We start from the raw sequence: 25,403 nt of genomic DNA on the forward strand, positions 1-25,403 counted from the left end.
GCAAACCTATGGGACTGTTTGATTACAAAAATGCTGACGGCAAGGCGTTGTACAGCGCCGCTATCGCGCTGACGCTGTATGCGTACACGCCGACGGGTCAGCCACTGCCGGCGACCGGTTGGGCGCCGATTGGCGCCACGCAGCTCGGTTATCAAGGCAAGGTCAGCGCACAAGGCACCTACTATGGCGAGAAGGACGGCTTCACCAGCGCCGAAGCCGAAGTGCTCGGCAAGTACGACGCGGCGGGCAAGCTGATCGGTATCGGCATTGCTTTCCGAGGCACCGGCGGCCTGGGTTACAGTGACACCTTCGGCGACATGAAAAACAATCTGCTGGCCGCCGTCGGCCCGGTGGATTACGCGACGAACTATGCGAAGAATGCCTTCGACAACTTGCTCAAGGACGTTGCCGCGTTTGCGATTGCCCATGGCCTGAGCGCCAGGGACGTCATGGTCAGCGGCCATAGCCTGGGCGGGCTGGGCGTCAACAGCCTCGCCGAACTGAGTGGCAACAACTGGGGCGGTTTCTTCAAGGAGGCCAACTACGTTGCCTTTGCCTCGCCGACCCAGAGCGCCACCGGCAACAACGTACTGAACATCGGCTACGAGAACGATCCGGTATTTCGGGTACTCGACGGCACCACGTTCAGCAGCGGTTCCCTGGGCAAGCACGATGGTCATCAGGACTCGGCGACCAACAACATCGTCAACTTCAATGACCAGTACGCGTCCACCTCGCAGAACCTGGTGCCGTTCAGCATCCTCAACCCGCTGAACTGGTCGGCTCACGGTTCGCTGGGTTATGCCGACGGTTTGAACCGGGTGATCGACTCGCGTTTCTACGACCTCACCGACAAGGACTCGACGCTGATCGTGTCCAACCTCGCGGAAGCGTCCCGGGGCAAGACCTGGGTCGAGGACCTTGGTCGCAGCGGCGAACCTCACACCGGCAGCACATTCATCATCGGCACCGACAGCAACGACCTGCTCAAGGGCGGTGCCGGCAATGACTTCATCGAAGGCCGCGATGGCAATGACCGGTTCCGCGATGACGGTGGCTACAACCTCCTGCTGGGCGGCAAAGGCAACAACACCTTCGAACTGCAGAAGCCGTTGCAGAACTTCAGCTTTTTCAACGACGGCGACGGCACGCTGTACGCGCGTGATGCCTATGGCGGCATCAGCATGACCCGCGATATCGGCGCACTGGTCAGCAAGGAGTCGGGCTCATGGTGGGGGAGCAAGGAGGTGGCTTACAGCGTCACCGCCAACGGTTTGCTCAACGGCAGTGAGCTGACCCAGTACAACCACTCGCTTAACGGTGACGCCTACGGCAACACACTGGCAGCCAGCGTCGACGGCGACTGGTTGTTCGGCAATGCCGGCAACGATCTGCTGCGCAGCGACAAAAGCCACGTGACCTTCGTCGGTGGCGCGGGCAATGACGAAATGCAGGCCTCGGGTGGCAACAACACGTTCCTGTTCAGCGGCGCCTTCGGTTTCGACGCGATCAATGGCTACCAGGGCAGCGACAAACTGCTGTTCATGGGCGTTCAGGGCGCGGGGCAGGGGTATGACTACAAACAACACGCTTCGCAGTCGGGCCATGACACGGTGCTGAAGATTGGCGACTTTGCCGTGACCCTGGTGGGGGTGGGACTGGATAACCTGTCGGCTTCAGGCATTACGTTTGCCTAAGGCTGCATGCACTAAATGCTCCGGGACGCCTCGTGATTGAGGCGTTCTGGTTGTGAGCTATCTCTGACAATTCCAACAAAGAGAGAGGCAATACCAATGGGTGTGTACGACTACAAAAACTTCGGCACAGCAGATTCCAAAGCGTTATTTACCGACGCGATGGCGATCACGCTGTATTCCTACCACAACCTGGATAACGGCTTTGCCACCGGCTATCAGCACAACGGCTTTGGCCTTGGCTTGCCGGTGACATTGGTGACCGCACTGATCGGTGGCACCGACTCCCAGGGCGTCATTCCCGGAATCCCATGGAACCCCGATTCGGAAAAAGCCGCGCTGGACGCGGTGCAGAAAGCCGGCTGGACGCCGATCACCGCCACGCAACTGGGCTATGACGGCAAGGTCGATGCACGCGGAACGTTCTTCGGCGAAAAGGCCGGGTACACCAGCGCTCAAGTGGAAATCCTCGGCAAGTACGACGCGCAGGGTCATCTCAGCGAAATCGGTATCGCCTTTCGCGGCACCAGCGGCCCACGAGAAAGCCAGATCAGCGACTCCATCGGCGATGTGATCAATGATCTGCTGGCGGCGTTGGGGCCAAAGGATTATGCGAAAAACTACGTTGGCGAAGCCTTCGGTAATCTGCTCAGCGACGTGGCGGCCTTTGCCCGGTCCAACGGCCTGTCGGGCAAGGACGTGCTGGTCAGCGGTCACAGCCTCGGCGGGCTGGCGGTCAACAGCCTGGCGGATTTGAGCAACGACAAGTGGGCCGGGTTCTACCAGGATTCCAACTACATCGCCTACGCCTCGCCGACCCAAAGCAGCACCGACAAAGTGCTGAACGTCGGTTACGAAAACGACCCGGTGTTCCGCGCCCTCGACGGTTCATCCTTTAACCTGTCATCGGTGGGCATGCACGATGCCGCCAAGGTTTCGGCGACCGATAACATCGTCAGCTTCAATGACCACTACGCTTCGACAGCGTGGAATGTGCTGCCGTTTTCCATCCTTAACATTCCGACCTGGATCTCGCACTTGCCTACCGCCTATGGCGACGGCATGAACCGGGTGATCGAGTCGAAGTTCTACGACCTCACCAGTAAAGACTCGACGATCATCGTTGCCAACCTGTCGGACCCGGCGCGCGCCAACACTTGGGTTCAGGATCTGAATCGCAACGCTGAAACCCACAAGGGCAGTACTTTCATCATCGGCAGCGACGGCAACGATCTGATCCAGGGTGGCAAAGGCAACGACTACCTGGAAGGCCGCGATGGCAACGACACCTTCCGCGACGGTGGTGGCTACAACATCTTGTTGGGCGGCAAGGGCAACAACGTGCTGGACGTGCAGCAGTCGGTGAACAATCTCGACTTCGCCAACGACGGCGCCGGCAACCTGTACATTCGCGACGCCAATGGCGGCATCAGCATTACCCGCGACATCGGCAGCATTGTGACCAAGGAGCCGGGGTTTCTGTGGGGCCTGTTCAAGGATGACGTGACCCACAGCGTCACTGCCGAAGGCCTTAAGGCGGGCAGCAACCTGACTCAGTACGCGTCAACAGTGAAGGGCGGCGCCGGTGCCGATACGCTCACGGCTCATGCCGTTGGTGATTGGTTGTTGGGGCTGGACGGCAACGACCATTTGCTCGGCGGCAAGGGCAGCGACGTGTTTGTCGGCGGGGCGGGCAATGACTTGTTGGAGTCGGGGGGCGGGATTGATACGTTCCTGTTTAGCGGCGCGTTTGGTCAGGACCGCGTGGTTGGCTACCAGGCCAGCGACAAACTGGTGTTTCTCGGAGTTCAAGGCGTGACGCCGAACGACGACTATCGGGCGCATGCCACGGCGGTGGGGCACGACACGGTGCTGACATTTGGGGGGGATTCGGTGACGTTGGTCGGGGTTGGGCTGGATAGCTTGTCGGGCGGGGGAATCGTTATCGCCTAGTTTGCTGCTACACAATTAAAAGATCGTCAGCTCCTGCACCGGCCATGGGTGTAGGAGCTGGCGAAGCCTGCGATCTTTTGATTTTGCTATTCAGTCTTCCTGTCGAATCGTGGTCACTTCATCGGCCTTGACCTTCACTTTCGTCCCGGAAATATCTTCGAACTCAAAGAAGCCGTCCTTGGTCTTGGTTTTCGGCATGTCCTTGGTCAAATACTGGGAGCCGTTCTGCAGCGTCACAACCGTTGGCGTCGAGCAACCGGCCAGGGCCAGAAAGGCCGCTACCGCCAGGGGCAACCCCAGAGTCTTGATATTCATAACCACCTCTTATACTTCAAAAAAACAGCGCGACTGTCGCGAACGAAATCAATCGTCACTGTACCTCTATCGCGGTTGGTGCGATGGATCGGCAGAAAGTTCATAGCCAGCCGAAAAATTACCGAATAACGCCGCCGCTTATCCTTTTCCGTTTGCCCGGGCAGGGCGTAGCTGGTATCTGTACGCATAACCAGTACTCGCTCGCCATGGCCCTTTTTCCTGTGACTGCAAATCCTCTCGACGATCCGTTCTACTACTTGAACAACTTCATGCAAGTGCTTGAATGGCTTGAGCATCGTTATGCCGATGTGTTGAGTGCCGAAGAGCAACACTTCATCCGCGAGTTCAAGTGGTTGCCCCGTGAACCCAGGGCGCTGCTGGTCAGGATGGTGATGCGCAAGGGGAATCACTTCCGGGTGAGCAAGCTGCATTACGTCGAAATCGGCGACATCGCCATCGCCGCCGGTCCACTGCTGGCGCTGGGCTGGATCGATGAGCAATCGCCGCTGTCGATCGAAGCGCTGTTCGAGGTGCTGCTCAAGGCGGAAATTCTCCAGTGTTTTGGCGACACCGTCGATCAACCCAAGGGAAAAAAGACCGATTGGCTGCCCGCACTGAGCGAACAATTTCCCTTGGTTCACAGCTTCGGCCAGTGGTGCCCGTCGCTGGATGACCGATTGTTCAGCCTGACCATCATGGGCCTGTGCGACCGGCTGCGCTTGATGTTTTTCGGCAATCTTTACCAGGACTGGTCCGAGTTCGTGCTGGCTGACCTGGGCATCTTTACCTATGAAAAAGTCGAGTTCTGCGCCGACTCCCGAGGCCTGCGCAGCCGTGACGACGTGGACGCCTGTCTCTTTCTTCATCAGTGTCAGCTGCATTTCGAGGCTGGCGAAGCCGTGGAAGGCATTGTCGAGCAGATCAAAGGGCTGGCGCTGAGCAATCCCTGGCTGCAAAGACGTCGCGGCAAACTGTTGTTCCAGATCGGTCAGCACTGCGAGCGCCTGGCGGATTTCTCTACCGCACTGGCGATCTACCGCGAGTGTGCCTATCCCGGCGCGCGCCTGCGGTTGATTCGCGTGTTGGAGCGCTGTGGTGAATATCAGCTGGCCATGGACCTGGCCGCCGCGGTGGAGCAATCGCCGGAAAGTGCCGCCGAGCAGCAACAATTGCTGCGTGTGCTGCCCCGGCTGCGGCGCAAATTGGGCGGTCCGGTGATAAAGCGCTCGTCCCCACGGGAGATGCTGCGCCTGGACCTGCAACTGCCCAGAACCGACCCGGCGTTGTCGGTGGAGTCTTACGTTCAGGCGCATTTGGCGCAAGAGTCGGCACCGGTGCATTACGTCGAAAACAGCCTGATCAACTCGCTGTTCGGTCTGCTGTGCTGGCCGGCGATTTTCGCGCCGTTGCCGGGGGCGTTTTTCCACCCGTTCCAGCGTGGGCCGGTGGATCTGCTCAATGAGGACTTTCACGCACGCCGCGCGGAGCTGTTCCAGGGCTGCCTGGCTGAACTCGATGACGGGCGTTACCGCCAGACGATTCGTGAACGCTATGCCAGCAAGTGGGGCGTGCAGTCGCCCTTCGTGTTCTGGGGTGTGCTGAACGAAGAATTGCTCGATCAGGCACTCGATTGCCTGCCGGCCGAACACCTCAAGCACTGGTTCAATCGACTGCTGTCGGACATCAAGGCCAATCGCGCCGGCATGCCAGACCTGATCCAGTTTTGGCCGCAGGACAAAACCTACCGGATGATCGAAGTCAAAGGCCCCGGTGATCGCCTGCAAGACAATCAATTGCGCTGGCTCGAGTTCTACCATGAGCACCAGATGCCGATTGCCGTCTGCTACGTGCAATGGGCGGAGCAGGGCGCTTGAGTTACAGCATCGCGGTGCGGGCGCTGTGTGAATTCACCGCCAAGGCCGGTGACCTCGACCTGCGTTTTACGCCTTCGCCGACGGCGCTGGAAGGGATTGTCGGCCACCGTACGGTGGCGTCCCGGCGCAGCGAGGGCTACCAGAGTGAAGTCGCGCTTGAAGGCCTGTATCAAACGTTGAAGGTAAAGGGCCGGGCCGACGGCTACGACCCCGCGCAAAATTGCCTGGAAGAAGTCAAAACCTATCGCGGCGACTTGAGCAAGCAACCGGCCAACCACCGTCAGCTGCACTGGGCGCAGGCGAAGATTTACGGCTGGTTGATGTGCCAGAAACTGGATCTGGCGCAGATCAATCTGGCCCTGGTGTACTTCGACATCGTCAGCGAAAAGGAAACCTGCCTGGTCGAGGCGTTCAGCGCCGCGGAATTGGGGCTGTTCTTCGAAGCACATTGCGCCTTGTTCCTGCACTGGGCCGAACAGGAAATGGCTCATCGCGAAGGGCGTAATCGGGCGGCGCAACAACTGGCGTTTCCCCATGCCGACTTTCGACCGGGGCAGCGTCATCTGGCGGAGTCGGTGTTCAAGGCGGTCAGCACCGGTCGTTGCTTGATGGCCCAGGCGCCTACGGGGATCGGCAAGACGGTCGGCACGCTGTTCCCGATGCTCAAGGCCCTGGCGCCGCAGCAACTGGACAAGGTGTTCTTCCTCACGGCGAAAACTCCGGGGCGCAAACTGGCGCTGGACGCCGCGCAAGTGATCCTCGACAGCGCCGACGCGCCACCCTTGCGAGTGCTCGAAATGATCGCCCGGGACAAGGCCTGCGAGCATCCGGACAAAGCCTGTCACGGCGAATCCTGCCCGTTGGCCCAGGGTTTCTATGATCGCTTGCCCGCTGCTCGCCAGGCGGCCAGCAAGTTGTCCCTGCTGAACCAGAACGCATTGCGCGAGGTTGCCCTGCAACACGACGTCTGTCCCTACTACCTAAGCCAGGAAATGGCCCGCTGGGTAGACGTGGTAGTCGCCGATTACAACTACTATTTCGATTTCAGCGCGCTGCTGTTCGGGCTGGCCCAGGCCAATAACTGGAAAGTCGCGGTGCTGGTGGACGAAGCGCACAACCTGGTGGAGCGTGGCCGGCAGATGTACAGCGCCAGCCTCGACCAATCGACTCTCAACGGCGTACGAAAAACCGCGCCCGAGGCGTTGAAAAAAACCTTGCAACGGGTCAACCGTGAGTGGAATGCCCTGCATAACCTGCAACTCGGCGCCTATCAGGCCTATGACAAGGCGCCGGAAAAACTGCTCCAGGCGTTGTCATCGTGCAGCGCGAGCATCGGCGATTACCTGAACGATCATCCGCAAGGCCTGGACGGGGCGTTACAGAACTTCTATTTCGACATGCTGCAATTTTGCCGGGTGGCCGAGCTCTTTGATGAACAGTTCCTGTTCGACATCAGCAAGCGCGACCTCGACCGCCAACGCAACCTGTCGCAGCTGTGCCTGCGCAACGTGGTGCCCGCCGGCTTCATCCGCCCACGCTTGACGGCTGCACGCAGCACCGTGCTGTTTTCCGCGACCCTGAGCCCTCGCCACTACTATGCCGATCTGCTGGGCACGCCGGCGGACACGGTGTGGATCGACGTTGAATCGCCATTTCACGCCGATCAGCTGCAAGTGCACATCGTCAGCCAGATCTCCACGCGGTTCGTCCATCGCCAGTCATCCCTCGCGCCGATCGTCGAGCTGATTGCCCGGCAGTTCAGTCAACGTCCCGGCAACTACCTGGCGTTTTTCAGCAGCTTTGATTATTTGCAGCAAGTGGCGCAGTTGCTGGCCGAGAAACATCCACACATCAATCTGTGGTCGCAGTCCCGGGGGATGGGGGAAGGGCAGCGACAGGACTTTCTCGATCAGTTCACGGCCGAAAGTCAGGGCGTCGGTTTCGCGGTGTTGGGTGGGGCTTTTGGCGAAGGCATCGACTTGCCCGGTGCGCGCCTGATCGGGGCATTCATTGCTACCCTCGGACTGGCGCAACTCAACCCGGTCAACGAGCGGTTGAAACAGCGCATGGCAGCGATTTTCGGCGCCGGTTATGACTACACCTACCTGTTTCCCGGTGTGCAGAAAGTGGTGCAGGCGGCGGGGAGGGTGATCCGCACCCAGCAGGATCAAGGGGTGGTGATGTTGATCGATGACCGGTTTGGCGATAGCAAGGTCAAGCAGCTACTGCCACGCTGGTGGTCGATTGCTCCGAGGTTGTTGCACACTGTCGAGTAGGATTTTTTACTTTAAAAACATCGACATATCTTGAAAGACACGCCCATTTGAACGATCAGCGAATGCCGTCTTTATTCAAAGAACCAAGCATTACTTCCAAGCTGAATCTTTGATAAGGAAATCAAGATATGTCAGTAGCACCGAAATACACGTACACCCCTGAGCAGGTCACCGCAGCATTCAATGAAATAAAAGCGACGCTGTTCAGCGGCATTACGGCCGAGGCAACCCCAAAAATTCTGATCGTTGCCGGGCTGCAAGGGTCAGGCAAAACCTATCTGCTGGAAAAGAACCTGCTGCCTTCAAAACGCTACGACAACTATGTTCGTCTGTACCTGCCCGACTACCGCAAGAAACACCCCCAATACGCAGAGATGATCAAACTTGGCGTCTTGCATGCGTATGAGCATACCGAGGCATTTGTTCGTGAAGTCAGCACGAAGATCCATACGCAGGCCTTCACTTGCAAATTCAACATCATCATGGAATGTGCGTTCGACAGTGTCGATTTCGCGGCCTTCCCGCCGTTGGCGACCGCCGCCGGTTATCAGTTCGAAACTCACATCGTGGGCTGCACTCAAGAGTTTGCTCATGTGTCGAGCATTAAACGAGCGTTCAAAAGCCTTGAAGACCAGGAAATGGAACGGTTTCTCACGGTATCGAAGCTGAATGCCAGCATGAATTATGCGCCTGCGATCATCCTGGCCTTCGAGACGGCTGCAAAGGCGGTAAGCGGCTCGCAAATCAATTTGTACGAGCGCGGGTTCGGTGGGTTGAACGAGCGAACCTTGATTGCCCAGAGTACTTACTCCAAAGCTGCCAACGGCACCGTCACCATGACGACAACCAAGGTGGATTTTGCGTACAGCGTCTATTCCAGCATTATCGACAACCACGTCTTCGCGGTGAGCGATCGCGACGAAGTCATCAAAGAGTGCCACCTGGCACTGCTCAAGATGGCGACTCATGCTTCGCATGTTCCGAAATTCGTCTACAACGATCTATACGCCTACATCGTCAAACACGTGAATCGATAACGCTGGGCGACGAGTACCGTTTTTCCGACTTTCCAAATGCGTGGTTTGTCGCATACTCCAAAAAAACGGTAATACCCAGAGGGATCAATGAACGAGGATCGGACCAAAGCCAGCGCCATCGACGACAGTCGTTTTCGGTTGTTGATCGATGCTGTCGTTGATTACGCGATTTACATGATTGATCCCGATGGAATCATCACCAGCTGGAACGCTGGCGCCAAGCGTTTCAAGGGGTATGAAGAAGCCGAAATACTCGGCCAGCACTTTTCGCGTTTCTATACCGAAGCGGATCGCCTTGCCGGTAAGCCCCAGCGAGCGCTGGACACGGCGATTCGGGAAGGGCGTTTCGAGGGAGAAGGCTGGCGGGTTCGCAAGGACGGTACGCGCTTCTGGTCCCACGTAGTGGTCGATCCAATTCTCGATCCGTCGGGCAAGTTGCTCGGGTTTGCCAAGATTACCCGCGACCTGACCGACCGCAAAATGGCCGAAGAAGTCCTCAAGCAAAGCGAACAACAGTTCCGCCTGCTGGTTCAAAGCGTCACTGACTACGCCATCTACATGCTCGCCCCGGATGGCCGCGTGACCAACTGGAACCTTGGGGCTCAGCGCATCAAGGGCTACTTGCCCGAAGAGGTCATCGGCCAGCACTTTTCGATGTTTTACACCCCGGAAGACCGCGAGGCCGGCCAACCGCAACGGACCCTGGACATTGCGCTACGTGAAGGGCGATTCGAAAACAAAGGCTGGCGCGTGCGCAAGGACGGTACGCGGTTCCTGGCCAATGTCGTGGTCGATCCGATTTGGGGCGAAACCGGCACGCTGCTCGGTTTCGCCAAGATCACCCGTGATATCACCGAAGCCACACAAGCCCAGCAGGCGCTGGAGCAAACCCGCGAAGCGCTGTTTCAGGCGCAGAAAATGCAGGCCATCGGCCAACTCAGTGGTGGCATCGCCCACGACTTCAACAATTTGCTGACCGTCATCCTCGGCAATCTGGAAATCGTCCGCAAACGCGTGGGGGACGATCCGAAAATTACCCGTTTGGTGGACAACGCCACTCAGGGGGCCTTGCGGGGCGTAACCCTGACCCAGCGCATGCTGGCGTTTGCCAGACGTCAGGAGCTCAAAGCCGAATCCGTCCAGATCCCGGCGCTGGTGCAAGGGATCAGCGGGCTGTTGCAAAGTTCGCTCGGGCCTTCCGTGGTACTCGAAACCCGCTTTTCGCAAGAAATCGAGCCGGTCCTCGCCGACGTCAATCAGCTTGAACTGGCGGTACTGAACCTGGTGACCAACGCCCGCGATGCAATGCCCCATGGCGGAAAAATCGTTATCAGTGCCAAGGCTGAAGAAACCTGGGATCAACCGCAGTTATCCCTGCTGTCAGGCCGGTATGTCTGCCTGAGTGTCAGCGACACGGGGGAGGGTATGGATGACGCCACGCTCGGTTTGGCAATGGACCCGTTCTTCACCACAAAAGGCGTTGGCAAAGGCACGGGGCTGGGACTGTCGATGGTGCATGGTTACATCGAGCAACTGGGCGGACGATTCGTCCTCAAGAGTCAGAAGGACATCGGCACGATCGCCGAACTGTGGATACCCGTCGCCACGACCGGTTCGGGTGCCAAGCCTGTTACCGAGGAGGCCGCACCGCCGGTGCACCGTCTATGCGTGCTGGTCGTGGATGATGACAGCCTCGTGTTGACCAGTACCTGCCTGTTACTCGAAGACCTGGGGCATCGGGTGATCAGTGCGACGTCCGGGGCGCAAGCGCTGAAAGTATTCGACACTGAATCAGCGGTTGACCTGGTCATCACCGACATGGCCATGCCACAGATGAATGGCGCGCAACTGGCGCAGGCTATCCGGATCATCAAGCCGAGCCTGCCGATCATCCTTGCCACCGGTTACGCCGAGCGCCTGGAAGGTTTCGCAACCAGACTTCCGCGCCTGTCCAAACCTTTTACCCAACTCAATCTGGTGGAAATCATCGCCACGGCCATGAAATGACCAGCGAGCTCAATGTTCGGCGGTGGCCCCCGCGTTCTTCTTGAAGCCGCGCACGTTCATGGCGCACAGACAAAACTGCAACACGATCAGTGCATAGGCCTGGGTGTGGTAACCCCAGATCACCCATAAAACATTGCTGACAATAAAACAGATGAAACCCGAGACCCTGCGTCTGGGGTTTTGGGAGCCGATCAACCACGCCGCCAGCACCGTGATCAGCATCGCTGGCCATTGCACCCAATCGAGATAGTCCATCCCCATTCCTTAATGTCAGACCCTTATGTCAGGGACCACTGTGACGAGGCACCGTTCGAGGCTTTGCCTCACGATGCCTTTGAATTTTTCGCCATCGAGTGGCTCAGAGTTTTTAACAGCCTATCCAAAAGGCCAGGAAAAGTATGACATTCGGCGCCCGGCCCCGACGACTCACGACCAGTCCGTTGCTCGAATCGCCAAGGTTCCACTTCCCGTGGCCGATCCTGTGTATGGCGGCGAGGGTGCCTTGATGGGGGCCTGGAGGGCGCGTTGAAATCCGGCTGAACTTGTCAGTAGACGTTTCTTCTAAACGTCTTCTATCCCGTGCGTGACCCTCCTGTGCCAAGAATACTGACCAAAGCCCCGAGCGAAGAAAGCCTGACCGAACACAATGCCAAGATGTTCGGCTCACCCAAGGAGCGCCTGGATTTCTACCGCCGGGAAATCCAGTACGAAACCAGCATTCTGGCCAATCGCACTGACGCCTACCTGGCGGCGCAATCGTTTTTGGTGATTGCCTTCGCCTCCTGCATGTCCAACCTCAACCCCGAGTGGGGAAAACTCTTCACCCTGGTGGTGCCGCCATTCCTGGCGCTGTTGGGGCTGCTCAGTTCGCTCAACGCCTGGCCGGGGATTCGCGCGGCATACGACATCATCGATCACTGGCATTTCAAGCAGAGTGAGTTGTTGCGCAGCGAGCCCTTGATGGGTCTCGCTTACGATGAGTCGCCGCTGTTCAGTGAGATGGAATCGTCCCATAAGGGGTATCGCAAGTCGTTGTTGTTTTCGGTGCGTACGCCGTGGATTTTCGCCACGTTCTGGGTGCTGCTGGGCAGCTACGCGTTCTACATCCAGGTGACCAACCCCGGCGCGTGAACCGAACAACCAAAAAGGCCCGGCATATGCCGGGCCTCTTGCTGTCTCGCCACTTGCATCAAGCCGCCAGATTGGCTGCGCTCATTTCTTTCTTGTATCGGGCCTTCAAACTTTCCATTTGCGCGCCCAATTCTTCCAGGGTGGCTTTACCCAACAGTTTTTTGGCCTGAGGAAACATTTCCGTTTCCTCTTCTTCAATGTGATGTTCCAGCAGTTCCTTGACCACTTTCACCCGACCGGCAAATTCCGGAGTGGAAGGGTCGGTGACCTTCAAGTCCGGCAGCACCAGCGAATCAACGGTTCGATGTTCTTCCTTGGCTTCGTAGTACATGACGTCCTGCTCTTTGCCTCCAGCCTTTTTATACGCCGGGTACAAGACTTCCTCTTCGAGACGGGTGTGGATGGCGATCTCCATTTCCAGCTTGGCCAGCAACTCGCCGCGTTTTTTAACACCACGTTCGGTGGATTCGCTTAATTGGGTCAGGATGCCTTTTACTCGTTCATGGTCTGCTTTCAACAGGTCTATGGCGTTCATGGTCGAGTCTCTCCAACGAGTCAGGGGGTGAGCGCGAACGGTCTCAAGGCCGAAAGTCGCTCAATGTCCTTGAGCATTTGTCGTGCCGGTTTGCCAGTGCGATAACGTGTTTATAAAACAATAAGTTGAAGTGACTGATGGCGAACTGCGGTCATGCAGCCTGCATGAGTCCGGAAATCGACTCATGCAGTTCGCAGTGGAGCAGTGATGTTCCAGACAATAAAAAGCCCGGCGACTGTGCGGGGCTTTTCAAGTTCAGGCTCTGGATTCGGGGTGCTGGAGTAAACGATGAGCGTTTTGCGTGGACATCGAGACAGGCGGGAAATCTTCGTTGAGCAGCCGTAAGTGCTCGATCGCTTCCTCGAACTTCAAGTCGGCCTTTCTGCGCATGGCCTGATAGCGATCAAACAGTTCCACATCCATGTCGTCGACCTCAAGTAACGCCCAGGCGCTGCGGCTCAGTGCCTGGGCGTCTTCAAACATTTGATGATTACGTTCCAGGGCGAAGGCCCGGCAGGCTTTGATTTCTTCGGAGGTGGAATAGTGAATCATGATCAGCACCTGATTTTCTCGAGGATCTTTTTGATAGGTATCGACGCCGCAGGGGAACCGAACCTGGCAAGTCCCACCGTGCAAAAGCCGGACGGGATTAAGGTTGTGACTGGCTGGATCGCAAAAGAATTTCAAATTTATGAACGTGAAAACTCGATAATTCCGACCCTGAACGTGCAGACATCAAATCAAATATCCTGTTTTTTATGCCGTTCGTATCGAGCCAGCATCGGTTGGGTGCTGATCCCGTGGATGAGGATGCTTAGCGCGACCACGCACAAGGTCAGATCCATGCAGAGCGTTGCAATTGACGGGTCCAGGCCGTGGTTCAGGGCATAAAACAGGTAATACAGACTGCCGATGCCGCGTATGCCGAACCAGCCAATCAACATTCGCTGGTGGCCGTTGAGCAAACTGCCCCAAGGCATGGCGACGACGCTCAGCGGTCGTATCAGGCAAAACAACACGCCAGCGATCGGCAACGCGCGCCAGTCCCAGTGAGCCATCAGCACCACGCCGAGCAGCGTCACCAGAAAGACTTCCATGGCCCGTTCCACCAGACTGCCGAAGGCGAGCATGTCGCCCATCATGATGCCCGCGGCGACCTGAGTGTCTTCCAGGCTTGCGGTATCACCATGAACGGCATCTTGCGGCTCGACGTTCTGATGGCCCACAACAGGCTGAACCAGATGCTCGGCGGGAAGTTCGTCGTCGCCCGTGGATTTGACTTCTTCATGACGCAAACCCAGACCGGCGGCGAACACCGACAGAAAACCGTAACCGTGAATCGACTCCGCCCCGACATACGCCAGGGCAATCAAGGCGAGGGCGAGGTAATCATTCGGGGAAAGGGTGCTGTCGTCATTCTGGATCCGCATTAACAAGGTCAGGCGGCCAATACCGCGTCCCATCCAGTAGCCGGTGAGCAAACCGGCCGGGACTGCCCACAACAGACTGCGGAGCACCCAATCGCTCAGCCAGCCGGGGTTGCCGTCGTGTTGCACCAGGAGCAGGCCGAGGATGACAAACGGGAAGGCGATCCCGTCATTGAGCCCGGCCTCACCCGACAGCCCGAAGCGCACGCTGTCGTCATCCCGGGCGTCGTTGACTTGTACCAGGGCAGCGAGCACCGGGTCGGTGGGGGCCAGAATCGAGCCGACCAACACGGAGGCGCCCCAGGGCAATTCGAAACCGTAATGCAGCAACAGGCTGACGCCGGCAATGGTCAGTACCATGACCGGACCGGCCAGGCCGTAGGCAATGCGCCAGTTTTTATCCTTGAACGGCAAGCGCAACTTCAAACCGCAGACAAACAACGAAAACAGCACCGCGACTTCCGTCAGGTGCTCCATCCAGGTGGACGCATCTTCGGTGTCCAGTTTCAACAGCCCGAATCCCGCGGGCCCGATGGCGACACCCAGCACCAGGCACACCGCCGACGTAGTCACCGGCATCCATCGCAGGTACGACGATGTCAGTGCCAGCGTCAGCAGCACGGCCCCCAGCACCGCCACCCATAAAATGAAACTCATGCTCGGTACTCGTCGGGTGCGTGCCGCGATGTAGAGGCTTTGACGATCAACCGACGGTCGCGCGCAGGTATTCAGGCGTCAGTACGTTAAACCATAGCAGGATCATCGAGACCAGGAGGGTGACCAGCACCAGGATCGCCAACCAGCGGCTTGGGTACAGACCGGCAATACCGGCGAGACCGGCGAGGAAAAACGGCGTCACGGTGTAGGCATAACCGATGCATTGATTGACGGTCGCCCTTAAGCGTATGGAGGGGTGGGTTTTGACAGGGGTTCATTTTTTTATCCCCTGAGCCGAGCGTGGGCCGATAAAGGGAATGTTTGGAGACGGCGAAGGTCAACCGAGCAGCTCTCTGTCTGGATGATTTTCCATGAGCATCAGCCAATCCGTGGTCGAGTATTTGCGTGAAAACGACTTGCTGTTGACCACCGCAGAGTCTTGCACGGCCGGAAAAATTGTCACGCTGCTGGCTGAGATCCCGCACAGCGGGGAGCTGATCGAAAGCGGCTATGTGGTTTATTCCCCCGAAGCGAAGCAACGGTTGCTCAACGTCAGCCCCGAGACGATTGAAACGTTCAATCTCACCAGTTGTGAAGTCGCTCGGGAAATGGCGTTGGGTGCGCTGCGCGACAGCACGGCCAATGTCGCCGTGGCGACCACCGGCATCCTCGGCCCGGAAGATGTCGATGGCATTCCGGCCGGCACCATTTGTTTTGCCTGGGCCTATCAGACCGGGCAGGGGCGGTGTGTCTTCAGCCGACAACTGCGGTTTTCCGGCACACGCAGTGAGGTTCAGTTATTGGCTGCGGAGCACGCGTTGAAGTTGCTGCCGCATTTCCATCAACGGGCGTTGGCCGGTGAGCAAGGGCAGGGCGCACTCGATGAACGATGAATCCGGCCATTCCGACTACCACAGCCGCGACTATCCCGTGCGCGAAGACATGGCGCATCAGGTCAAGGTCTGGCGATTCGAGCGGTGGGGCTGGTACATCCTGGTGCTGTTGGTGTTGCTGGCGCTGCTCGGTCTGTTTTCACGCGGGCCGTTGAGCACCCGGGACGTTCACGGCGACGATGGCAAGGTCCGGGTTCAATACGAGATGTTCCACCGCCACGGATCGTCCAACCCGATGCAGATCAGCGTGAGGAGTGCGCCCAATGTCACGGTTGAGCTGGAACTGACCGGGGCGCTGCTGGACGGCTTCAACATCGAAACCCTGCAACCGCAACCCCTGCGCGCCATCAGTGCCGGGCAGGGCATGAAGTTGTGGGTGCAAACCGACGCTCAGGGCCAGGCAAACCTTTATCTGACGTTGCGCGGCGATGGGCTGGGACTGTTTCGCAGCCGCATCGCATCGCCCGGCGCCATGCCCGTGAACCTGGATCAATTCATTTTCCCTTAGGTGACCTATGGACTCGGTATTACGCGCGGCCGCGATGTATCTGGCGCTGATGGTGCTGTTCAGGATTGCCGGCCGACGCTCTTTGGCCGAGTTGACGACATTCGATTTTTTGCTGTTGATGATCATCGGTGAAGCGACGCAACAGGCGTTGCTGGGCGATGACTTTTCCCTGACCAATTCGATGTTGGTGATCGTCACGCTGATTGTCATCGATGTTGGCCTGTCGCTGCTCAAACAGCGCTCGCAATGGATATCGCAGTTGATCGATGGCGGACCGACGATCATCGTCGAGAACGGCAAGGTGCTGCACAAACGCCTGCGCCACGCGCGATTGATCGAGGCCGACATCATGGAGGCCGCACGCTCGAGTCAGGGCATCGAGACCCTTGATCAGATCAAGTTCGCGATCCTGGAGCGCAACGGCAAGATATCGGTGATCGCTCAAGAGCGGGCGTGAGCAGCACCCTATTGATTGAGGGGGCCAAGCACGGAACGAACGACCCACTTCGGGCGCTTCATAAATGCACTAGGCTTGACCTGATTACAGACCGCACTACAGAAGAGGAAACATCATAAGCAGCACCGCCAGCTCCCCGCAGATCGACGTCGTCCAGCGTATGTACAACGCCAAAGGTGATATGGATGTCATCCGCGCGGTTATCGCGCAGGATGCTGTGTGGGACATTGCCGCCGGCTTCCCGAAGGGCGGCGTCCACATCGGCTTCGACAGCATCATCAATGACTTTTTCTCCTTCTTTGGCGACTTCACCGAGTTCTGGGCTGAGGGTGACGAGTTCTTCGAGGTTGGAGACCACGTCATCGCACTGGGTCGCTACCACGGCGTGACCAAGGACGGCGGCAACCAAGTCACCTCCCGGTTCGTTCATATTTTCACCCTGCGCGATGGCCAGCTTATTCGGCTCCAGCAGACTGCCGACACCCTCCTCATCGCCCGCGCGCTCGGGCGCGGTTGAGTCGACGCCCAACACATCCGCCCCAGATGAGGCAAATTCATGACAACAGAGCATGATCGGACCCTGGTTCCGCCTTCGTTGCCCGGTCGTCTCGGCGATCCCGCCACCGACTTCGGCTCCGACCCGCGAAGCGACGCCCGTCTGGTCGCGGCCATGACCGCATTCGGTATGAACAAGCACGCTGCTCCGCCGTCTGTCACCGCCGCCGACCCGAGGTCGGCCCTACTCGAGTGGGGGGCCGCGGCTGAAGCGGGCTTTGAGCAGCTCTACGACGCCGTCACAGCCGGCCTGCCACCCATTACCGGTGTGACGCGCACTGTCGAGACGATTACCGGCATCGACGGCAACACGATCAAGCTTTACATGCACCGCCCTGCCCAGTCGGAGGGTCTCATGCCCGGCATCGTCTACCTGCACTCCGGTGGAATGGTTCTGCTGAGCATGAACAACCCGCTCCACCTGCGCTGGGCCGACCAGTTGGCCGCCACTGGCATGATCGTGGTCGGTGTCGACTTTCGCAACGGCGCGGGAAAGCTCGGCCCCAACCCCTTTCCGGCCGGCCTCAACGACAGCTTCAGTGCTCTGCAGTGGACCGACACCCACCGCAATAAACTCGGCCTCAGCAAGATCGTCGTCGTCGGCGATTCAGGCGGTGGCAACCTCGCCCTCGCCACAGCCCTCAAGGCCAAGCAAGATGGCCAACTCACCCTGTTTGACGGGGTGTATGCGCTCGCGCCACACATCTCCGGCGCCTACGACTGGAGCGTGGAGGACCAGGCGAGCGAGTTGCCCTCCTTGCTGGAGAACGACCAGTACTTCACCAGCCTCGCCACCAGCCAGGTGCTGGCCAGCCTTTACGACCCTGACTGCGCCAACCGTCGCAACCCCTTGGCCTGGCCTTACCACGCCACCGGGGAAGACTTGTCAGGCCTTCCGCCGCACGTGATCTCCACCAACGAACTCGACTCCGTGCGCGACGAAGGACTTGCCTACGCCCGCAAGCTCGCTCGCGCCGGCGTCAGCGTGATCAGTCGCACCGTTAACGGCATCGTTCACGACGGCGACGTCATCTTCGAGGCCGCTCTGCCGGAACTCCACCACAGCGCTGTCCGCGACATCCACGCCTTCGCCAGCAGCCTATAGCCATCCCCCGGTCAGCGAGATTGGGGTTCGAGGCGCAGTGAAGCGGAACGCCGGGTGCTCAAGCAGCGCTAAACCAAAAAATGATCGGCGTGGCCGTGGGTCACATAAATCGTAGTCAGGTTCTTGCCGCTTGCGCTGATCCAATCCAGCAACGCCTGCGAGGCATCGATGGTAAGAAACGTATCGACAACACGGCATCCTGCTTTCCATAGATCAGCGCGGATGAATTGGGCCCCCAAGCCAAGGCTTTGTAACCTGGCGGCCACTTTCCCAATGTGCGGGCAGTGGCCAGGCCCGACATCGTGAAGGCCATGCACATTGATACTGACCCCGCGCGCCTGAGTGACTTCTGGCATACGCGCTTTCCTGGGCAAATCCCCCAGCAGCTTTCAAGTCCAGAAACGACGACTTGAGGTAGGCGACGGCGACATCCGCGCCTTCACGGGCGAAGGCGATCGCTACGGCGCGACCGATGCCACTGTCGGCGCCGGTGATCAGGGCAATCTTGCCGTCCAGTTGGCCTGAGCCCTTGTAGCTTTGTTCGCCACAGTCGGGGTACGGGTCCATTTTCTTTTGGGAGCCGGGGACGGGCTGGGCCTGTTTCGGGAAGGGTGGTTTGGGATAGGCAGTTATTGGGAAATCTCCGTTCGCAAGGCAGAAGAGTCAAAGGGTTGACCCTGGTGTTTTGCCTTGAGTTCGGTTGGATTTCAGAGGGCTTGCGACACTCTGGAAAACACAAAAGCCCCCTGTGGGAGCGAGCTTGCTCCGGGCGGCGTTCCGACGATTGCGTCACAACATTCAGCATTTATGTCGACTGATACTCCGCCATCGCGAGCAAGCTCGCTCCCACAGGGGATGTGTCAGGCCTTGCGGTTGAGCAAACTGCGCTCCATCCGCGCAATGCCTTCTTCCAGCAATGCCCGTGGGCAGCCGAAATTCAGGCGCACGAACTGTTTGCTGTCATCGCCGAATTCAATACCCGCGCTCAACCCGACTTTTGCGTGTTCAAGGAAAAACTGCTGAGGGTTATCCAGCCCCAGCGCCGAGCAATCGAGCCACGCCAGATACGTGCCTTGCGGGATATTCATGGTCACACCCGGCAGTCGCGTGTTGACCGCTTCCACCAGATAATCCCGATTGCTTTGCAGATACGCCTTCAACCCGGCCAGCCAAGGGCCGCCTTCGCTGTAGGCGACGCGCGTCGCTTCCATGCCCAACGGGTTGACGCTGTCGACCATGCCGCAGCGGGCGTGGTTGACCTTTGCACGCAAAGCCGAGTCCTGAATGATCATGAAAGATGTCTTCAGACCGGCAATGTTGTAGGCCTTGCTCGCCGACATCAGCGTGATGGTGCGCTTGGCGATTTCCGGGCTCAGGGAGGCCGTCGGAATGTGCACGCGCCCGTCGAAACACAGCTCGGCATGAATCTCGTCAGAGATGATCCAGGCGTCCTGTTCCACGCAGATGTCGGCGACCGCTTGCAGTTCTTCTCGCGGGAAGACTTTGCCCACCGGGTTATGCGGGTTGCTCAGCAGCAGCGCACCGCCACCGGCCAGCGCCTGATTCAAGGCATCGAGTGGCGTGGCATAAGTGCCGTCCGCCAACGCGTCGAATTCGAGTTCAACCTTGTTCAAACCCCAGTGCCCCGGCGCATGACGCAGCGGCGGGTAGTTCGGAACCTGAACCACAACGTTCTGCTGCGGCTGGACCAGCGCATTCAGCGCCATGTTGAAACCCGACTCCACGCCCGGCAGGAAAATCAATTCCTCAGGCAATACGCGCCAGGCGTACTTGTTCCAGAGGTCGGCGACGATGGCATCGCGCAAGTCATCCTGGGCCAAGCTGTAGCCGAGCATCGGGTGTTCCAGACGCTTTTGCAGGGCCTGGAGGATCACCGGCGGTGCGGAGAAGTCCATGTCGGCCACCCACATCGGCAACACGTCGGCCGGGTAACGGCTCCATTTGGTACTGCCGGTGTTGTGGCGGTCGAACACCTGATCAAAATCGAAAGTCATGCTCATCTCATAAAGGCCGGGATTAATTCGGTAGCCATGATAAGCGCCAAGCCCTGTGGGAGCGAGCCTGCTCGCGAAGGCGGCCTTCCAGTCGACATTGATGTCGCCGGATACACCGCATTCGCGAGCAGGCTCGCTCCCACAAATTCTGTGCCTGATTGGCCTGAGGGGATTGCCCGGCGGTCGGTTTTCGTACAGCGCGCTGCTGCATTGTCTACAGTTTTAAGGGTCGGCAGCCAGACTGCCGCAACTGTGATTGTCCAGAAAAACCCGGCAAAAGTACCGGGTCTTCACCTGACAGGAGTGCACGATGGACCTCAACCGTCGTCAGTTCTTCAAGGTCGCTGGTATCGGCCTTGCGGGCTCGAGCCTCGGCGCGCTGGGCATGGCCCCCGCGACTGCCTTCGCCGAGCAGGTGCGTCACTTCAAGCTTGCCCACACCCATGAAACCCGCAACACCTGCCCGTATTGCTCGGTCGGCTGCGGCGTGATCATGTACAGCCAGGGCGATGCTGCCAAGAACGTCGCGCAAAACATCATCCACATAGAAGGCGATTCCGACCACCCGGTCAACCGCGGCACCTTGTGCCCCAAAGGTGCGGGCCTGCTGGATTTCATTCACAGCCCCGGCCGTCTGCAATACCCAGAGGTGCGCAAACCCGGCACCACCGAGTGGACGCGCATCTCCTGGGATGAAGCGCTCGATCGCGTCACCGACCTGATGAAGGCCGACCGCGACGCCAACTTCATCGAGAAGAATGCCCAGGGCCAAACGGTAAACCGCTGGCTGACCACCGGTTTCCTCGCGGCCTCGGCGGCGTCCAACGAAGCGGGTTACATCACGCACAAGGTCATTCGCAGTCTCGGCATGCTGGGGTTTGATAACCAGGCGCGTGTCTGACACGGCCCGACGGTGGCAAGTCTTGCCCCGACGTACGGCCGTGGAGCCATGACCAATACCTGGACCGATATCGGTAATGCGAATCTGATCCTGGTGATGGGCGGCAACGCAGCAGAGGCGCACCCGTGCGGCTTCAAATGGGTGACCGAAGCCAAGGCGCACAACAAGGCACGCTTGATCGTGGTCGATCCGCGTTTTACCCGGACCGCTTCGGTGTCCGACTATTACGCGCCGATTCGCACCGGCACCGACATCGCCTTTATGGGCGGGCTGATCAACTACCTGCTGACCGAAGACAAGATCCAGCACGAGTACGTGCGCGCCTATACCGACGTGTCCTTCATCGTCAAAGCCGGCTATGGCTTCGAGGACGGGATCTTCAGCGGTTACGACGCGGCCAAACGCAGCTACACGGACAAGTCCGGCTGGGGTTATGAACTCGGTGAAGACGGGTTCGTCAAGGTTGACCCGACGCTGCAAGACCCGCACTGCGTCTATCAATTGATGAAGCAGCACTACAGCCGCTACAACATCGAACTGGCAAGCCAGATTTGCGGCATGCCAGTCGATGCCATGCAAAAAATCTGGGAAGAAATCGCCACCTGCTCGCAACCGGGCAAGACCATGACGATTCTCTACGCGCTGGGCTGGACGCAGCACTCGATCGGCTCGCAGATCATTCGAAGCGCGGCCATGGTGCAATTGCTGCTGGGCAACGTCGGCATGCCGGGCGGGGGTGTCAATGCCTTGCGCGGGCACTCCAACATTCAGGGGCTGACCGACCTCGGTTTGCTGTCCAATTCGCTGCCGGGCTATCTGACCCTGCCAGGGGACGCCGAGCAGGATTACACCGCCTATATCACCAAACGCACGCAAACACCGTTGCGTCCGGGGCAGTTGTCCTACTGGCAGAACTACAGCAAATTCTACGTCAGCCTGATGAAAGCCTGGTACGGCGCGAATGCCACGCTCGAAAACCGCTGGGCTTATGACTATCTGCCAAAACTGGACATCCCGAACTACGACATCCTCAAAGTGTTCGACCTGATGGGCCAGGGCAAGGTCAACGGCTACATGTGCCAGGGCTTCAACCCCATCGCCGCGTTGCCTGATAAAAACCGGGTAATGGCGGCGTTGGCCAAGCTGAAGTGGCTGGTGGTGATGGACCCGCTGTCCACCGAGACCTCGGAGTTCTGGCGCAACGTCGGGCCATACAACGATGTCGAAACCGCCGGCATCCAGACCGAAGTGATTCGCCTGCCCACCACCTGTTTCGCAGAGGAAGACGGCTCGCTGGTCAACAGCAGCCGTTGGTTGCAATGGCACTGGAAAGGCGCCGAAGGCCCTGGCGAAGCGCGCACCGATGTGCGGATCATGAGCGAGCTGTTTATCCGTCTGCGCCAGCGTTACCAGGCCAACGGCGGCGCTTATGCCGAGCCGATCCTCAAACTGGCCTGGCCGTACAAAATTGCCGAGGAGCCTTCGCCGGAAGAACTGGCCAAGGAAATCAACGGCTATGCCACCACGGACTTCACCGACGCTACCGGCGCGGCGATCAAGGGCAACGCGCAACTGGCCGGTTTCGGCCAGCTCAAGGACGACGGCAGTACGGCTTCCGGTTGCTGGATTTTCTGCGGCAGCTGGACTGAGGCGGGCAACCAGATGGCCCGGCGCGACAACAGCGATCCGTATGGCATGAAGCAACACCTGGGCTGGGCTTGGGCCTGGCCGGCGAACCGACGGATTCTCTACAACCGCGCTTCGTGCGACCCACAAGGCAAACCGTGGGACGAGAAAAAACGCCTGGTGTGGTGGAACGGCAAAGTCTGGGGCGGCACCGATGTGCCGGACTTCAAGGCCGACTCGCCACCAGAAGCCGGGATGAATCCGTTCATCATGAACCCCGAAGGCGTGGCGCGGTTCTTTGCCGTCGACAAGATGAACGAAGGCCCATTTCCCGAGCACTATGAACCGTTCGAAACGCCGATCGGCATCAACCCGCTGCACCCTGAAAACAAGAAAGCCACCAGCAACCCGGCGGCACGGATCTTCGATTCGGTATGGGATTCCTTAGGCGTGGCCAAGGACTATCCCTATGCCGCGACCAGCTACCGGCTGACCGAGCATTTCCACTTCTGGAGCAAGCATTGCAAGCTCAACGCGATTTCCCAACCCGAGCAGTTCGTCGAGATCGGTGAAGTGCTGGCCAAGGAGAAAGGCATCGTGGCCGGCGACCGGGTTCGTGTCAGTTCCAAGCGCGGGCATATAGAAGCGGTGGCGGTGGTGACCAAGCGGATTCGGCCGCTGCAGGTCAACAATCAGGTGGTGCACCAGATCGGTATCCCGCTGCACTGGGGTTTTACCGGGCTCACGCGTCACGGTTACCTGACCAACACCCTGGTGCCGTTCCTCGGCGATGGCAACACTCAGACCCCGGAATCCAAGTCATTCCTGGTCAACGTGGAGAAAGTCTAAATGGCCAGCCAAGACATCATCGCCCGTTCGGCCACCACGACCGTCCCGTCCTCGGTACGCAATCAAGAGGAAGTGGCCAAGCTGATCGACACCACCAAGTGCATCGGCTGCAAGGCCTGCCAAGTCGCCTGCTCGGAATGGAACGAGCTGCGCGACGATGTCGGCCACAACCTCGGCACCTACGACAACCCTCAGGACCTGAGCGCAGAAACCTGGACCTTGATGCGCTTCACCGAGCATGAAACCGACGCCGGCAATCTGGAGTGGCTGATTCGCAAGGACGGCTGCATGCACTGCGCCGAGCCCGGTTGCCTGGCGGCGTGCCCGAGCCCGGGGGCTATCATCAAGCATGCCAATGGCATCGTCGATTTCGACCAGGACCATTGCATCGGTTGCGGGTATTGCATCACCGGTTGCCCGTTTAATATCCCGCGAATCTCACAAAAAGATCACAAGGCCTACAAATGTACGTTGTGCTCGGACCGGGTGGCGGTGGGGCTGGAGCCGGCCTGCGTCAAAACCTGCCCGACGGGCGCTATTGTGTTCGGCACCAAGGACGACATGAAAGACCATGCGGCCGAAAGGATCGTCGACCTCAAGAGCCGTGGCTTCGAACACGCGGGCCTGTACGACCCGAGTGGTGTCGGCGGTACTCACGTGATGTACGTGCTGCACCACGCCGACACGCCGACGTTGTATGCCGGCCTGCCGAGCGCTCCGACCATCAGTCCGCTGGTGGAGTTGTGGAAAGGCGTGAGTAAACCTTTGGGCTTACTGGCCATGGGCTTGGCCGTGCTGGCCGGGTTCTTCCACTACGTGCGGGTCGGGCCGCAACTGGTCGAGGAGGACGAACACCCGACCATCCCCGATCCCGCCGTGCATGAAATCGATCCATCGGTGCATACCTATGATCCGAAGGGGGAGGACAGGCCATGAACGACAAACCGATCCTTCGCTACACATCAAACCAGCGCACCAATCACTGGCTGGTGGCGATCTTTTTCTTTATGGCGGCGCTGTCGGGGCTGGCGTTGTTTCATCCGGCGCTGTTCTGGCTCAGCCACCTGTTTGGCGGCGGCCCGTGGACGCGCATCCTGCATCCGTTCATGGGCGTGGTGATGTTCGTGCTGTTCCTGGGATTGGTGATTCAATTCTTTCGGGCGAACTTCTTTATCACCAACGATCGGCTGTGGCTGAGGCGGGTCGGGCGGGTGATCAATAATGAAGAGGAGGGCGTGCCGCCCATCGGCAAGTACAACCCTGGGCAGAAGCTGCTGTTCTGGACCTTGCTGATTTGCATGCTGGTGCTGCTGTTCAGCGGGCTGGTGATCTGGCGCGCGTATTTCAGCGAGTACTTTGGCATCACCAGCATTCGTTGGGCCATGCTGCTGCATGCGTTGGCGGGTTTCATCCTGGTGCTGAGCATCATTGTTCACATCTACGCCGGCATCTGGATCAAGGGTTCGGTCAGCGCCATGGTGCATGGCGGGGTGAGCCGCGCCTGGGCGAAAAAACACCATGAACTCTGGTACCGCGAAGTGACCCGCGACGAGCACCCCGACCGGCCGATCAGCAAAAAAGGATAACC

The 25,403-nt window shown here is 58.8% G+C and carries 22 protein-coding genes and 2 pseudogenes; 15 read left to right on the forward strand and 9 right to left on the reverse strand.

Going from position 1 to position 25,403, the window contains the following annotated elements; all coding sequences use genetic code 11:
• Positions 1-8 precede the first annotated feature (8 nt).
• Positions 9-1,697 (forward strand): polyurethanase, encoded by a 1,689-nt coding sequence (locus ACIQU2_RS12350; protein WP_403140899.1) that lies wholly within the window; start codon positions 9-11, stop codon positions 1,695-1,697.
• Between the two features lie 96 nt (positions 1,698-1,793).
• Positions 1,794-3,647 carry a polyurethanase gene (locus ACIQU2_RS12355; RefSeq protein WP_403140901.1) on the forward strand — a complete coding sequence of 618 codons (1,854 nt, stop codon included), beginning with the start codon at positions 1,794-1,796 and terminating at the stop codon, positions 3,645-3,647.
• 90 nt (positions 3,648-3,737) lie between these two features.
• On the opposite strand, the gene ACIQU2_RS12360 is transcribed toward ACIQU2_RS12355, so the two are convergent.
• Positions 3,738-3,962 (reverse strand): YgdI/YgdR family lipoprotein, encoded by a 225-nt coding sequence (locus ACIQU2_RS12360; RefSeq protein WP_347806513.1) that lies wholly within the window; start codon positions 3,960-3,962, stop codon positions 3,738-3,740.
• Between the two features lie 206 nt (positions 3,963-4,168).
• Here ACIQU2_RS12360 and ACIQU2_RS12365 point away from each other — a divergent pair, with 206 nt between their 5' ends.
• The 4 genes from ACIQU2_RS12365 to ACIQU2_RS12380 all read left to right on the forward strand — a co-directional run bounded on the left by ACIQU2_RS12365 (position 4,169) and on the right by ACIQU2_RS12380 (position 11,156).
• Positions 4,169-5,836, forward strand: coding sequence for a VRR-NUC domain-containing protein (locus ACIQU2_RS12365; protein ID WP_403140904.1), 1,668 nt, complete (start codon positions 4,169-4,171; stop codon positions 5,834-5,836).
• A complete protein-coding gene (locus tag ACIQU2_RS12370; RefSeq protein ID WP_403140906.1) occupies positions 5,833-8,112 on the forward strand; it encodes an ATP-dependent DNA helicase in 2,280 nt (759 codons plus the stop codon). Before ACIQU2_RS12365 ends, ACIQU2_RS12370 begins: the two co-directional genes overlap by 4 nt.
• 128 nt (positions 8,113-8,240) lie before the next feature.
• Positions 8,241-9,149, forward strand: a complete 909-nt coding sequence (locus ACIQU2_RS12375; RefSeq protein WP_403140907.1) for a zeta toxin family protein — start codon at positions 8,241-8,243, stop codon at positions 9,147-9,149.
• 87 nt (positions 9,150-9,236) lie between these two features.
• Entirely contained in the window at positions 9,237-11,156 is a 1,920-nt protein-coding gene (locus ACIQU2_RS12380) for a PAS domain S-box protein (protein WP_403140910.1), read from the forward strand.
• Positions 11,157-11,165: 9 nt separating this feature from the next.
• On the opposite strand, the gene ACIQU2_RS12385 is transcribed toward ACIQU2_RS12380, so the two are convergent.
• On the reverse strand, positions 11,166-11,411 hold the full coding sequence (locus ACIQU2_RS12385) for a hypothetical protein (RefSeq protein ID WP_347805904.1): 246 nt from the start codon (positions 11,409-11,411) through the stop codon (positions 11,166-11,168).
• Between the two features lie 339 nt (positions 11,412-11,750).
• Between ACIQU2_RS12385 and ACIQU2_RS12390 the strand changes: the two genes are divergently transcribed.
• Positions 11,751-12,287, forward strand: coding sequence for a hypothetical protein (locus tag ACIQU2_RS12390; protein ID WP_403141250.1), 537 nt, complete (start codon positions 11,751-11,753; stop codon positions 12,285-12,287).
• Positions 12,288-12,345: 58 nt separating this feature from the next.
• On the opposite strand, the gene ACIQU2_RS12395 is transcribed toward ACIQU2_RS12390, so the two are convergent.
• From ACIQU2_RS12395 to ACIQU2_RS12410, 4 genes and pseudogenes are all read right to left on the reverse strand, one after another.
• Positions 12,346-12,822 (reverse strand): hemerythrin domain-containing protein, encoded by a 477-nt coding sequence (locus tag ACIQU2_RS12395; RefSeq protein ID WP_403140914.1) that lies wholly within the window; start codon positions 12,820-12,822, stop codon positions 12,346-12,348.
• Positions 12,823-13,077: 255 nt separating this feature from the next.
• A complete protein-coding gene (locus ACIQU2_RS12400) occupies positions 13,078-13,374 on the reverse strand; it encodes a hypothetical protein (protein WP_403140917.1) in 297 nt (98 codons plus the stop codon).
• A gap of 188 nt (positions 13,375-13,562) precedes the next feature.
• Positions 13,563-14,906 carry a sodium:proton antiporter gene (locus tag ACIQU2_RS12405; protein WP_347805907.1) on the reverse strand — a complete coding sequence of 448 codons (1,344 nt, stop codon included), beginning with the start codon at positions 14,904-14,906 and terminating at the stop codon, positions 13,563-13,565.
• 46 nt (positions 14,907-14,952) lie between these two features.
• A pseudogene (locus ACIQU2_RS12410) lies at positions 14,953-15,147 on the reverse strand (hypothetical protein); the annotation flags it as partial.
• 130 nt (positions 15,148-15,277) lie between these two features.
• Between ACIQU2_RS12410 and ACIQU2_RS12415 the strand changes: the two are divergent.
• The 5 genes from ACIQU2_RS12415 to ACIQU2_RS12435 all read left to right on the forward strand — a co-directional run bounded on the left by ACIQU2_RS12415 (position 15,278) and on the right by ACIQU2_RS12435 (position 18,424).
• Positions 15,278-15,799: a CinA family protein gene (locus ACIQU2_RS12415; protein WP_403140921.1), complete on the forward strand. Its 522-nt coding sequence runs from the start codon at positions 15,278-15,280 to the stop codon at positions 15,797-15,799.
• Positions 15,789-16,307 carry a hypothetical protein gene (locus ACIQU2_RS12420; RefSeq protein WP_347805073.1) on the forward strand — a complete coding sequence of 173 codons (519 nt, stop codon included), beginning with the start codon at positions 15,789-15,791 and terminating at the stop codon, positions 16,305-16,307. The genes ACIQU2_RS12415 and ACIQU2_RS12420 overlap by 11 nt, the downstream gene beginning before the upstream one ends.
• Positions 16,308-16,314: 7 nt before the next feature.
• Positions 16,315-16,764: a YetF domain-containing protein gene (locus tag ACIQU2_RS12425; protein ID WP_347805072.1), complete on the forward strand. Its 450-nt coding sequence runs from the start codon at positions 16,315-16,317 to the stop codon at positions 16,762-16,764.
• A gap of 160 nt (positions 16,765-16,924) precedes the next feature.
• Entirely contained in the window at positions 16,925-17,281 is a 357-nt protein-coding gene (locus ACIQU2_RS12430; RefSeq protein ID WP_403140923.1) for a nuclear transport factor 2 family protein, read from the forward strand.
• Positions 17,282-17,320: 39 nt separating this feature from the next.
• Positions 17,321-18,424: an alpha/beta hydrolase fold domain-containing protein gene (locus ACIQU2_RS12435; protein WP_403140924.1), complete on the forward strand. Its 1,104-nt coding sequence runs from the start codon at positions 17,321-17,323 to the stop codon at positions 18,422-18,424.
• 68 nt (positions 18,425-18,492) lie between these two features.
• On the opposite strand, the gene ACIQU2_RS12440 is transcribed toward ACIQU2_RS12435, so the two are convergent.
• From ACIQU2_RS12440 to ACIQU2_RS12450, 3 genes and pseudogenes are all read right to left on the reverse strand, one after another.
• On the reverse strand, positions 18,493-18,780 hold the full coding sequence (locus tag ACIQU2_RS12440) for a hypothetical protein (RefSeq protein ID WP_403140926.1): 288 nt from the start codon (positions 18,778-18,780) through the stop codon (positions 18,493-18,495).
• Positions 18,781-18,835: 55 nt separating this feature from the next.
• Positions 18,836-19,057, reverse strand: a pseudogene (locus tag ACIQU2_RS12445) (SDR family NAD(P)-dependent oxidoreductase); the annotation flags it as partial.
• 227 nt (positions 19,058-19,284) lie between these two features.
• Positions 19,285-20,439, reverse strand: coding sequence for a MalY/PatB family protein (locus tag ACIQU2_RS12450; RefSeq protein ID WP_403140929.1), 1,155 nt, complete (start codon positions 20,437-20,439; stop codon positions 19,285-19,287).
• A gap of 310 nt (positions 20,440-20,749) precedes the next feature.
• Between ACIQU2_RS12450 and fdnG the strand changes: the two genes are divergently transcribed.
• Genes fdnG through ACIQU2_RS12465 form a run of 3 tightly spaced genes read left to right on the forward strand, consistent with a single transcriptional unit; the run spans position 20,750 to position 25,401 of the window.
• Positions 20,750-23,815, forward strand: a complete 3,066-nt coding sequence (gene fdnG, locus ACIQU2_RS12455; protein WP_403140931.1) for a formate dehydrogenase-N subunit alpha — start codon at positions 20,750-20,752, stop codon at positions 23,813-23,815.
• A complete protein-coding gene (gene fdxH, locus ACIQU2_RS12460) occupies positions 23,816-24,751 on the forward strand; it encodes a formate dehydrogenase subunit beta (RefSeq protein ID WP_403140934.1) in 936 nt (311 codons plus the stop codon).
• A complete protein-coding gene (locus ACIQU2_RS12465) occupies positions 24,748-25,401 on the forward strand; it encodes a formate dehydrogenase subunit gamma (RefSeq protein WP_403140937.1) in 654 nt (217 codons plus the stop codon). The genes fdxH and ACIQU2_RS12465 overlap by 4 nt, the downstream gene beginning before the upstream one ends.
• Positions 25,402-25,403: the final 2 nt, after the last annotated feature.

The organism is Pseudomonas sp. NPDC098740 (genome assembly GCF_044760065.1).
Classification (GTDB): Bacteria; Pseudomonadota; Gammaproteobacteria; order Pseudomonadales; family Pseudomonadaceae; genus Aquipseudomonas; species Aquipseudomonas rossensis.

Excerpts from the sequence above, each read along its gene's own strand:
- ACIQU2_RS12350 (WP_403140899.1), top strand. The coding sequence starts at position 9 with ATGGGACTGTTTGATTACAAAAATGCTGACGGCAAGGCGTTGTACAGC.
- ACIQU2_RS12355 (WP_403140901.1), top strand. The coding sequence starts at position 1,794 with ATGGGTGTGTACGACTACAAAAACTTCGGCACAGCAGATTCCAAAGCG.
- ACIQU2_RS12360 (WP_347806513.1), bottom strand. The coding sequence starts at position 3,962 with ATGAATATCAAGACTCTGGGGTTGCCCCTGGCGGTAGCGGCCTTTCTG.
- ACIQU2_RS12365 (WP_403140904.1), top strand. The coding sequence starts at position 4,169 with ATGGCCCTTTTTCCTGTGACTGCAAATCCTCTCGACGATCCGTTCTAC.
- ACIQU2_RS12375 (WP_403140907.1), top strand. The coding sequence starts at position 8,241 with ATGTCAGTAGCACCGAAATACACGTACACCCCTGAGCAGGTCACCGCA.
- ACIQU2_RS12380 (WP_403140910.1), top strand. The coding sequence starts at position 9,237 with ATGAACGAGGATCGGACCAAAGCCAGCGCCATCGACGACAGTCGTTTT.
- ACIQU2_RS12385 (WP_347805904.1), bottom strand. The coding sequence starts at position 11,411 with ATGGACTATCTCGATTGGGTGCAATGGCCAGCGATGCTGATCACGGTG.
- ACIQU2_RS12395 (WP_403140914.1), bottom strand. The coding sequence starts at position 12,822 with ATGAACGCCATAGACCTGTTGAAAGCAGACCATGAACGAGTAAAAGGC.
- ACIQU2_RS12400 (WP_403140917.1), bottom strand. The coding sequence starts at position 13,374 with ATGATTCACTATTCCACCTCCGAAGAAATCAAAGCCTGCCGGGCCTTC.
- ACIQU2_RS12405 (WP_347805907.1), bottom strand. The coding sequence starts at position 14,906 with ATGAGTTTCATTTTATGGGTGGCGGTGCTGGGGGCCGTGCTGCTGACG.
- ACIQU2_RS12415 (WP_403140921.1), top strand. The coding sequence starts at position 15,278 with ATGAGCATCAGCCAATCCGTGGTCGAGTATTTGCGTGAAAACGACTTG.
- ACIQU2_RS12420 (WP_347805073.1), top strand. The coding sequence starts at position 15,789 with ATGAACGATGAATCCGGCCATTCCGACTACCACAGCCGCGACTATCCC.
- ACIQU2_RS12425 (WP_347805072.1), top strand. The coding sequence starts at position 16,315 with ATGGACTCGGTATTACGCGCGGCCGCGATGTATCTGGCGCTGATGGTG.
- ACIQU2_RS12430 (WP_403140923.1), top strand. The coding sequence starts at position 16,925 with ATGTACAACGCCAAAGGTGATATGGATGTCATCCGCGCGGTTATCGCG.
- ACIQU2_RS12435 (WP_403140924.1), top strand. The coding sequence starts at position 17,321 with ATGACAACAGAGCATGATCGGACCCTGGTTCCGCCTTCGTTGCCCGGT.
- ACIQU2_RS12440 (WP_403140926.1), bottom strand. The coding sequence starts at position 18,780 with ATGCCAGAAGTCACTCAGGCGCGCGGGGTCAGTATCAATGTGCATGGC.
- ACIQU2_RS12450 (WP_403140929.1), bottom strand. The coding sequence starts at position 20,439 with ATGACTTTCGATTTTGATCAGGTGTTCGACCGCCACAACACCGGCAGT.
- fdxH (WP_403140934.1), top strand. The coding sequence starts at position 23,816 with ATGGCCAGCCAAGACATCATCGCCCGTTCGGCCACCACGACCGTCCCG.
- ACIQU2_RS12465 (WP_403140937.1), top strand. The coding sequence starts at position 24,748 with ATGAACGACAAACCGATCCTTCGCTACACATCAAACCAGCGCACCAAT.